This is a genomic window from Gilliamella sp. Gris3-2, from assembly GCF_001690345.1.
Classification (GTDB): Bacteria; Pseudomonadota; Gammaproteobacteria; order Enterobacterales; family Orbaceae; genus Gilliamella; species Gilliamella bombi.
This window is the reverse complement of record NZ_LZHB01000006.1, coordinates 38,684-48,328: the sequence shown is the minus strand read 5'-3', so window position 1 is coordinate 48,328 and position 9,645 is coordinate 38,684. Positions and strand designations below refer to the sequence as shown.

The window sequence follows — 9,645 nt, the reverse complement described above, 5'->3', positions numbered from 1 at the left end:
AAACCGCAAGCTTAAGCAGATGTTTGCCGAACTGAGCTTAAAATCCCAGCTGCAGGAAGAAATAATAAAAAAGCTTTAGTGCCCGCAAAGGCACGTAAAACGTGGGCACAGCAACTACAACAAAATCATTCAGTTACTATTGCTATGAGTTGTGCCATTGTTGGCTTAAGCCGTTGTGCTTACTATTATCAACCTAAGTTACAGGATGATTCGGTGATTGTTTCGGTATTGAATGCTATCACAGACCGGCATTTACGCTGGGGCTTTCCTAAATGTTTTAATCGTATCAAAAAGCTCGGCTATAAATGGAATCATAAACGGGTGTATCGGGTGTATTGCCAATTAAAGCTTAATCTCAGGATAAAGCGTAAACAGCGCATTCCTCCACGAAGCCCAGAAAGACTATCAGCACCCAATAAACAAGGTGAATGTTGGTCAATGGATTTTATGAGTGACAGTAGTCGTAATCAGCGTCGCTTTAGGACATTCAATGTTATCGATGACTTTAATCGTGAGGCGTTAGGGATTGATATTGCAGTAAGCTTACCAGCAGGAAGGATTACCCGTTACTTAGATAAACTGGCCGAATATCATGGGTATCCATTAAAAATACGGGTCGATAATGGGCCAGAATTTACAGGAAAAACCTTTATAAACTGGGCTAAATCACATAATATAACCATTGATTATATCCAGCCCGGTAGTCCTTATCAAAATGGCTATATTGAACGATTTAATCGTACCTATCGTACTGAAGTACTCGATTTATATCTTTTTAACAATTTAGCACAAGCAAGGAGAATAACTGAAGAATGGTTAATGATTTATAATACCGAAAGACCACATGAGGCATTAAATAACATGACACCGATTGAGTATAAAACACTAAAACAAGCAGCATGATTTTCTACGTGAGTTGTGTACTAAGTTTGGGGTATTTACATTAGTCCTCTCTCTTTGAGAAATTCCTCCACTACAGGAATGACCTTTTCTTCCAGTAATTCTTTTGAAATCCCTGAAATAATAAAGTCGTCTGCATACCTAACCATGTACGTTTTATGTTGCCTGATTTTCCTGCTCGCTTTCTCACCAAAGTGATTGGCTAGCTCTTTTTCCAAGCCGTCTAACGCCATGTTGGCTAGCGTTGGCGAGATAATCCCACCTTGCGGTGTGCCCGCCTCAGTCATCTTCACCTGCCCCATGTCAACAACACCCGATTTTAACCACTTCGTTAATATCCGTTTATTCATTGGAATATTCGCTATTAACCAATCATGGCTAATGTGGTCAAAACAGCCCTTGATATCTGCATCTAATACCCACTGCGCAGGTTGGTTAGTTTTCCGCCCCTTGTGTGAGAATATTCGATGTATATGGGTTATCGCATCGACCGTTGAACGATTAATACGAAAACCATAAGAGCCTTTGTCCGCCGTTGTCTCCGAAACAGGCTGTAGGGCAAATAAATAGAGTGCTTGCATTGCCCTGTCTTTTATGGTCGGAATACCCAAAGGGCGTTTCTTCCCGTCAGACTTAGGAATATAAACCCGCCTTAATGGTTGCGGTTTATATCCTTTATTTGTTAACGTTGCAATCGCTTTCCATTTTGCCTCAGCGGTGCTCCAAGTTACCTTATCAACACCTGCCGTCCTTTTACCTCTATTTTCAGTCACTCGCCTTACCGCTAATTGCTTAGCATAAGTTGAGCGTGTCAATAATCTTTGCAAGCGTTTAACCTTGCGCCAATCATTTTCAAGTGTCGCTTTCGCAATCCGACTCTGCAATCCTTTAACATGCCTTGTTGCTTTGACCCAATCGATATTGTGCCATTGCTTCGCCATGTCAGAGGCCGCTGGAGCTAGACCACGTGCTACTTTTTTGCTATCATGATTTTGCTCTTTCATACTTACCTCTTGATACAAGAAGTAGCAGAAATTACTTGATTCTGGTTGAATAACCGCCAACGTAGCTACCCACGCTACTGGTGGCAGTTATTCAGTAAATCAAATAACTCTACCACTCTGTAACACGGTTAATGTTTGAGTTTTGAGCTTGGCGAATGTTCACAGGTGGACTATTTTCCCGATAGCCACAACTGCTCAGCATTTCGCTAGCTCATCCCTCGCCTAAAATAATTCCATTAGAAATTACCCACCAAAGGATTAGCCTAACATCTTGCGACGAAAGACCAGTTAGAAGTCTGCACCCTTTCGAGTTAGGTCATATTTCATACCCTATATCAGCCATTACAGCCAATCATTCGCTTTCTCTAACCTCCTTTACCTGCACGTTTAACAGCATTACTTACGCTCTGCCTGCCAATCCCCAATTTTGCGCTCTATATAATACGATTGCTGAATTGTGGACGGCAAACGTACAGGCTTACCAAGTTCCGTTATTATCACACGAGTAGTTAAGATGTAGACTGTTCGCCGATAGTCATATTGATGACGTATTCCCACGTTAAACGAGAATATCCGACTATATTACCTTTTGGTCAAAGCCTATCAGTAGTTTTGGCTTTTTCAGCCTTACGACGTTTATCATCTATTCACTTTACGTTCATCTGTCTACCCAGTCTAGCCCCTCATGGCATACTACTTGCCATTACTTAATGTTACCTCACGATAATCATTAACCTTGCTATTCCTCAAGGGGGTACATTGTCAGTAAGCTCCGCACCAGACCGTCGCCAGTCTCGCACTATCCCTAGACTACTGTTAGCCATATAACAGGTTGAACTCTCATTCTTGCTTATACTACTGCAATCCTGATTCAACAATGATAATAACAGCTTTTGCACTTATCACTACACACACTTCATCAATTTCAGCTTAAACTATATGCTGATTGGATTCTCTCCTCTCCTTCTACGATTACAATAATATCTATTGCATCCTGTTGGAAAGTACCAGAATTTATCAGATATGATTAATTGAAATGTCTAAAGAGAGTTAGTTCTCTATAATAGTTGAGGTATCTCAACTAGATTTTATTACCAACTGTACCTTTGGAGGGTTATATACACAGCATCCTTTCGGACACTATATATAATGTCCTACTTAGATACTGTGTAGAGACACTTAGGGCTTTTGACCCTAAGTATCCACCTAAAATATTGATAAAAATCAATAAGTTAGGCGTGGTAAGCACGACCTTGTCGCACCTAACGTTTGCTGAATTGAGGACGACGACGAGCTTTGCGTAGACCCACTTTTTTACGTTCAACTTGACGTGCATCACGAGTAACAAAACCTGCTTGACGTAACGCAGAACGTAAAGTTTCATCATATTCCATTAACGCACGAGTAATACCGTGACGAATCGCACCAGCCTGACCTGAAATACCACCACCTTTAACAGTGATATAAAGATCAAGTTTGTCAGTCATTTCAACTAACTCTAACGGTTGCATAACAACCATACGAGCTGTATCACGACCAAAGTATTGCTCTAAAGAACGCTTGTTAATAACGATGTTACCACTACCTGGTTTGATAAATACACGAGCAGCAGAACTTTTGCGGCGACCTGTACCGTAATATTGATTATCAGCCATCTTTTATCCCCTTAAATATCTAATACTTGCGGTTGTTGTGCCGCATGATTGTGCTCACTACCAGCATAAACTTTTAGTTTACGGTACATTGCACGACCAAGAGGACCTTTCGGTAACATGCCTTTTACAGCAATTTCGATGACTTGTTCAGGATGGCGCTCAATCATCTCTTTAAAAGTCGCTTCTTTAAGTCCACCGATGTAGCCAGTATGACGATAATAGATCTTATCAGTGCGTTTTTTGCCTGTTACAGCAACTTTTTCTGCATTGATAACGATAATATAATCACCTGTATCAACATGTGGTGTGTATTCTGCTTTGTGTTTACCACGCAAACGGCTTGCGATTTCAGTAGCTAAACGACCTAACGTTTTACCTGCTGCATCAACAACATACCAGTCGCGTTTAACTGTTTCTGGTTTAGCTGAAAAAGTACTCATTCGTAATTATCCAATTTTTAATTAATCTCACGTTAATAAATTATTTGATTTATTTACACTTTTTGATTGTTACCATTAATTAACTCACCCCTTCGAGTGGTTATACTAATATTGACAACCGAAAACAACGTTGGGAAGAACGTTGTCGTAACGTGGGTGGCAATATTATACAGAAATTTTATAAAAGCGCTAGAGTAAAAATAAAAAATCATAGCGAGAAGGAACGCTTACTGATAAACTAAAATCAACATTAAATAACAAAATATTTAAATAAATGAGCAATACAATTCAACTTTCAATAGAAGATTATATTAGCAGAGGATTGCACCGAAAATGTTATCGTCATCCAAATGATCCCAATAAGTGTATCAAAGTGAATTATAATGTTGGTGCTGAAGAAGAAACTAATCGAGAAATTTCTTATTATAAACATCTAATTAGACGTAATGTTTCATTCGATGCAATAGCAAAATATTACGGTCCAGTTTCAACTAATTATGGCAAAGGCCATGTTTTCCAACTCATCCGAGATTATACCGGTGAAGTAGCTATACCACTTGAAAAATACCTCGCTGATAAAAAATTAACTAAGCAATATTATGATGATTTAGTTACTTCATTAAGAAATTTAAAATCAGCCCTATTAAAAGATCGTATTATTACAATGACAATAAAAAGCAAAAATATTTTGTTTCAACACTTAAGTGCAGATAAAAGTCGCTTAATTATTATCGATAATATCGGTAATTCAACTCTTATTCCTATTGCCAATTACATTCCTTTTTTTGCTAAAGCCAAAATTGAACGAACTTGGCAACGTTTTTTAACATCCATTATTAAAGAAAATAGCAACAATAAATTAATCACTCGTTTAGTTGACGAAGTGAATCAGTAATCCTCAATTGTGCAATAGCACCTTTTACATTATTAGGTCTATTTTTTAAGGTAAATAGACCTTGATGTAATTTAGCAATACGGTTGACTATACTTAAACCAAGCCCAATACCATTATGCTTGCGATCCATACGAAAAAAGGCTTGGGTCAGTTTTTCGCTTTTAGACTCATCAATGCCATTACCTTCATCTTCTACAGTAATAATGATATCTTTTTTAATTTTGTAACAACTTACCACAATTTTAGTGTTCTCAGGACTGTAGCGATAACTATTTTCAACTAAATTACGTACTAATAGTCTTATTAAGGTTGCATCACCATTAAAAATAAGGTCTTTATCAGTCAAATACCATTCAAGCTGTTGCTGTTTTTGTGAAGTCAATTCTGTTAGTTCATCAGACAGTGGAATCATAATATCATTATAAAAATTAATATGTTGATACTGTCCTACAGTAAACTTTTGACTAGCTCGAGCAAGCATTAATAGCTGTTCTACAGTACTGACTAATCGATCTATACGATCAATTAACTCTGTGCAATCAATGTTATTGTTATTTTCTAACAATTCTAGATGTAAACGAATGCCTGCTAAAGGTGTCCTCATTTCATGCGCTACGTCGGCGGTAAAAAGACGTTCTTGAGATAATGTTGTACTCAGCCTAATAAAAAGATTATTCAATACAGATGTAATCGATTTAATTTCACGCATATTGCTAATTGGCGCAATGGGTTTTAGGTTCTCTTCAGTACGTTGATTAAGATCTTTCTCTAAAATTTCCAACGGTTTTGTGATCCACTTGATCGCTTTGTACGCTAAAAATAGTGTTACTGCCATCATAGAAAAGGCTGAACAAAACAAAACAAAAATCGCTTCTAATTCTTCTTCTTCAACAACTTCATCAATTTTATTTTGACTTAGAGTCAAATTAACCAATACATCTATTTGTTCTTTACTTTCGTGCCATAACCAAAGGACAGTAATAATCTGACAAACCAACATGATAGAACCCAAAGTAAAAAATAGGTTCCAACGAATACTGTGGCGTATATTACTAAGTGATTCTGAAATCATAATTTAATTATCTAATTTAAATTAATCGAGTTATCAACATCCATCATTAAGTTGATAACCATAACCTCGTACTGTACGAATAAAATTTTTACCCAATTTATTACGTAACCCGTGAATATACACTTCCAAAACATTTGAGCTAGGGTCACTCTGCCAATCATAAAGATCATTTTGCAATAAGTCACGGTGGACCTTTTCGCCAGCTTTTAGCATTAATCGAGATAATACAATAAACTCTTTTGGTGTTAACACTACTTCTTGGTTATTAACAGTCGCTTTTTGTTGTTTTATATCAATAGTAATAGGACCATAACTGATAAGATTATCTGCGGTACCTTGATCTCGACGAATTAACGCTCTTACTCTAGCTAATAATTCAGTTAAAGCAAAAGGTTTAATCAAATAATCGTCGGCACCATTATCTAAACCTTCTACTCTATCTTCTATGGTATCGCGTGCAGTTAAAATCAAAACTGGCGTTGAAATATGATTTTTTCGCCAGCGAATCAGTAAGTCAAGTCCATCACAATCAGGTAATCCTAAATCGAGTATAATTAAACTAAACTGCCCAAATTGAATATAATCTTCAGCTTGTTTACCATTTGTAGCAACTTCACAAACATAACCATTTGACGTTATACCATCGTATAAACCTTTCTGTAGCAAGCTATCATCTTCAACAATTAATATTTTCATTGATGATTTACCTTATATAAATGTTGGAATCACTAAGAATTCTCAATCGTATAATTATCAGTAATTATATACTTCACGTTACATATCTAAAGCTATTAATTGCGCTCAATAAGAACATACTTATTAAGAAACTTGTTAATACTTATCCAATTTTTATTAATTAAATACGCCGATAATATACTTAAAATAAATCCGACAATAATATCTAATGGCCAATGAATCCCTAGATATATACGACTCCAACATACAAGTACAGCAATTAAAGCCAATAAATATAGATCTGTTCTAAAGCGATATGCATTATCAAAAAAAACAGCAAAAAACATCGTCCACACAAATACCGCATGTTGGCTCGGTAAAGAACTTGTTTTGTCATGAAAAAGATAATTAGTACCAACTTTAACCTCAAAAGGGCGTGGAGAATAAAAACAATAACGAATAACAAAAGTAACTAATAATGCTAACCCTAAACTAAATACTATTTTTAAAATTAATTGCCTATAAATAGGCCGAATACACCAACCGATTACCATAATAATAACAGATAGGTAAACCAAATATTTAGCACAAAAAATAGCAAAAAAGACAAATGATTTAGATGCATGATCTGAAGCGTTTATTAATAAAAAAATTTGCGTATTAAAATCATGCCACATAAGCTATCTCTCTAGATTCACCCAAATTATTAATAATTTAACGTATAAACCTTAAGAGAACCTTAATATAAACTTATTCAGTAATCAGATAAATGTAAAATTTGATGTACTTTTAGATTTAAATTCGTCATTTAAATAAAGTGTAGGAAAACGCAGAGTTTTTTACACTTCATGGTTAAAATAATCCTCTAAAAACTCATAAGGCGTTTTCCCTGAAATCGCTTTATGTGGTTTAACGGTATTATAAAAATTAATAAATCGTTTAAGCTTTTGTTTTCTATCTTTTGAATTACTAAATATATGCTGATTATGCCACATCGCAATTCAAAGTTCGTATCACTCTTTTGAGCTTTCCCATTCGTTTGTGGACAGACTAGTTTCGTGAATTCTTGATGGATACGATGGTTGTTACACGTTTTAACAAATAGGTGTTCGCTGGTGCCTTGATATTCACGTCCATTATCGGAATAAATACATTCAATGGTATAAGGACATTGGGCTAATATATCATTTTGTAAAAACTGTGCCGAGCTAAATTGGGATTTATCAGGGTAAATACCCGCATAAAGCTCACGTGAAAAATCATCAATACCGACAAATAAATATTCTCTAGTTTGCTGTTTCGTTTCATTTTTAAGTAAAGGTAAACGTTTGGTATCAACGTGTAGCATTTCTCCCGGATAGGTTTTGTTATAGCGTTTAGCTTGCCGTCTTAATTTATCTTCAATCGATTTTTCGACTTTAACCAGACGTTTAATTCCATAACGAATGGTTTTATAACGTTCATTCTTACTGGTTAAAGGCACAAAAAGCTTCAATCGGGCTTTCTTTAGTACATTATAAATGGTAGGCCGACTGACCATAAAGCGTTTTGCCAAATCAGTGACCGTTATTTTTTCTTTATGATATAAGCGCCATATCTCTTGTCTGTAATAAGGCGTTAGTTTTTTATGTATATTCAATACAGTACTGTATCAAATTACTGTAAACAATGCGAAAAATCCTCACATTGCTATCACATTTCTAGCTACTGAAGCCGATATTATTGATCTAGATAACAAATATCGGTCTTGTGCACAAGATAGATCAGTTGGTTTATTATAAAATTTGGTGACAGAATTAACTGTCACCTTTAACTATTAAATATACAAAATTTAGGATAGGTCTGGTGGCCTATCCAGTCTTTTCCTACAACTAATTAAAAACGCGATTAATAAGCTTATTAACAACTCCACCAACAATAACCGAGGTTACAAAACTAGCTAATACTCGCCCTTCTGTTTTTATTGATTTAAGATCTTCATCTTCTTCACACGCTTTTGCTATTTTATCTTGCGCAGTATATACTGCTGCTGTTGTTAAAAGAAGCCCAGAACCCACACTAATTAATTTAAAAATTGACATGTATAACTCCTTATTGTTTTATAGCTAAATAGATAAGCACAACTTTAATTAGAAAAATAAAAAACTTTTGTTAAAGATATTTTCCCATCATTTTTTTAAGATCTATATTATTTTTTAATATATGATTCGTTATTTTTGCATCATTGTATTTTTTTCTTAAGGTTGCTATATATAAACAAGCTGGAATTGTTACACGATAAGCTGGTCCTGTAACATTAAATAGTAACCATAAATGGTTTATTGCCAAACAAATAGATAATACTAATTCCTGATATCGCCTCGGATAAGGTCTTGGTAACATTACTGTCATTATATTTCCTGATTTAAAACCAAAATTGTTTAAAATGCTAAATATTAAATAATTTGAAATTAAAGAAGACGAAGTCATAAAATTTTGAATCCCCATCATTACCGTGGATGGTGTAACTTTAGAATTAACATTACCCAATTCTGCTGCTATCTTTTTAAGGTCTTTTTGACTTATATTTTCTAATGATTGCTTGAGAAGTGAATTTAATAAAGCATCTTCAATTTTCTCAATAAAAAAAGATGATGGTTCATTCAATATTGTGTTAGTTTTATTGCATACATCTATTAATATTTCACGATAACATACCCCTTTACCTTGCCTTAATAAATTCATTCCTGAATTTGCACCAAATGTTTGAAGCTCTGCAGCTATAGATTTCCAATATAATTGATGGTTAGGATAATGTCGTTTATAACTTGCATCGCTTGTTAATGTTTCGGTAAACCGAAGGGTATTATCCTTAGGATCAACAGTCAATATAGAAACCAATAATTCTAAATCTTCATTAGTACATTGTTTTAAAAAAACTAGGTCTGAATCATCTCTATAAATAGCCATTTATACTCCCCTTATTAATTATTAATTATGATTACAACACTATAGCAATCAGAAT

Annotated in this window: 10 protein-coding genes and 1 pseudogene; 2 read left to right on the top strand and 9 right to left on the bottom strand. The window is 35.0% G+C overall.

From position 1 onward, the window contains the following. Window positions 1-78: 78 nt before the first annotated feature. Window positions 79-903, top strand: coding sequence for an IS3 family transposase (locus A9G32_RS01465; protein ID WP_081296703.1), 825 nt, complete (start codon window positions 79-81; stop codon window positions 901-903). A 41-nt stretch (window positions 904-944) separates the two neighbouring features. On the opposite strand, the pseudogene A9G32_RS01460 reads toward A9G32_RS01465, so the two are convergent. The 3 genes and pseudogenes from A9G32_RS01460 to rplM form a co-directional block, all read right to left on the bottom strand. Next, window positions 945-1,904, bottom strand: a pseudogene (locus tag A9G32_RS01460) (reverse transcriptase domain-containing protein); the annotation flags it as partial. A gap of 1,262 nt (window positions 1,905-3,166) precedes the next feature. Beyond that, window positions 3,167-3,559, bottom strand: a complete 393-nt coding sequence (gene rpsI, locus A9G32_RS01455) for a 30S ribosomal protein S9 (protein WP_034915459.1) — start codon at window positions 3,557-3,559, stop codon at window positions 3,167-3,169. Between the two features lie 11 nt (window positions 3,560-3,570). Then, window positions 3,571-3,999, bottom strand: coding sequence for a 50S ribosomal protein L13 (rplM, locus tag A9G32_RS01450; RefSeq protein ID WP_034901369.1), 429 nt, complete (start codon window positions 3,997-3,999; stop codon window positions 3,571-3,573). Window positions 4,000-4,273: 274 nt separating this feature from the next. Between rplM and A9G32_RS01445 the strand changes: the two genes are divergently transcribed. Beyond that, entirely contained in the window at window positions 4,274-4,894 is a 621-nt protein-coding gene (locus A9G32_RS01445) for a YrbL family protein (RefSeq protein ID WP_065590432.1), read from the top strand. Here the strand turns inward: A9G32_RS01445 and pmrB are convergent. The 6 genes from pmrB to A9G32_RS01415 form a co-directional block, all read right to left on the bottom strand. Beyond that, window positions 4,863-5,966, bottom strand: a complete 1,104-nt coding sequence (gene pmrB, locus A9G32_RS01440) for a two-component system sensor histidine kinase PmrB (protein WP_034915454.1) — start codon at window positions 5,964-5,966, stop codon at window positions 4,863-4,865. The two genes, A9G32_RS01445 and pmrB, sit on opposite strands and share 32 nt — an antisense overlap. 33 nt (window positions 5,967-5,999) lie before the next feature. Next, on the bottom strand, window positions 6,000-6,662 hold the full coding sequence (gene pmrA / locus A9G32_RS01435) for a two-component system response regulator PmrA (RefSeq protein ID WP_065590433.1): 663 nt from the start codon (window positions 6,660-6,662) through the stop codon (window positions 6,000-6,002). Window positions 6,663-6,757: 95 nt separating this feature from the next. After that, window positions 6,758-7,318 carry a phosphatase PAP2 family protein gene (locus A9G32_RS01430; protein ID WP_065590434.1) on the bottom strand — a complete coding sequence of 187 codons (561 nt, stop codon included), beginning with the start codon at window positions 7,316-7,318 and terminating at the stop codon, window positions 6,758-6,760. A 162-nt stretch (window positions 7,319-7,480) separates the two neighbouring features. Further along, window positions 7,481-7,636, bottom strand: a complete 156-nt coding sequence (locus A9G32_RS13515) for an integrase core domain-containing protein (RefSeq protein ID WP_411630497.1) — start codon at window positions 7,634-7,636, stop codon at window positions 7,481-7,483. An 876-nt stretch (window positions 7,637-8,512) separates the two neighbouring features. Next, window positions 8,513-8,722, bottom strand: a complete 210-nt coding sequence (locus A9G32_RS01420) for a hypothetical protein (protein ID WP_034914571.1) — start codon at window positions 8,720-8,722, stop codon at window positions 8,513-8,515. A gap of 70 nt (window positions 8,723-8,792) precedes the next feature. Then, complete coding sequence (locus A9G32_RS01415; RefSeq protein ID WP_065590435.1) at window positions 8,793-9,590, bottom strand: DUF3944 domain-containing protein; 798 nt, start codon at window positions 9,588-9,590, stop codon at window positions 8,793-8,795. Between the last annotated feature and the right edge of the window lie 55 nt (window positions 9,591-9,645).

Coding starts and splice junctions, on each gene's coding strand:
- A9G32_RS01415 (WP_065590435.1), bottom strand. CDS start 9,590: ATGGCTATTTATAGAGATGATTCAGACCTAGTTTTTTTAAAACAATGT.
- A9G32_RS01420 (WP_034914571.1), bottom strand. CDS start 8,722: ATGTCAATTTTTAAATTAATTAGTGTGGGTTCTGGGCTTCTTTTAACA.
- A9G32_RS01445 (WP_065590432.1), top strand. CDS start 4,274: ATGAGCAATACAATTCAACTTTCAATAGAAGATTATATTAGCAGAGGA.
- pmrB (WP_034915454.1), bottom strand. CDS start 5,966: ATGATTTCAGAATCACTTAGTAATATACGCCACAGTATTCGTTGGAAC.
- A9G32_RS13515 (WP_411630497.1), bottom strand. CDS start 7,636: ATGTGGCATAATCAGCATATATTTAGTAATTCAAAAGATAGAAAACAA.
- rpsI (WP_034915459.1), bottom strand. CDS start 3,559: ATGGCTGATAATCAATATTACGGTACAGGTCGCCGCAAAAGTTCTGCT.
- pmrA (WP_065590433.1), bottom strand. CDS start 6,662: ATGAAAATATTAATTGTTGAAGATGATAGCTTGCTACAGAAAGGTTTA.
- rplM (WP_034901369.1), bottom strand. CDS start 3,999: ATGAGTACTTTTTCAGCTAAACCAGAAACAGTTAAACGCGACTGGTAT.
- A9G32_RS01430 (WP_065590434.1), bottom strand. CDS start 7,318: ATGTGGCATGATTTTAATACGCAAATTTTTTTATTAATAAACGCTTCA.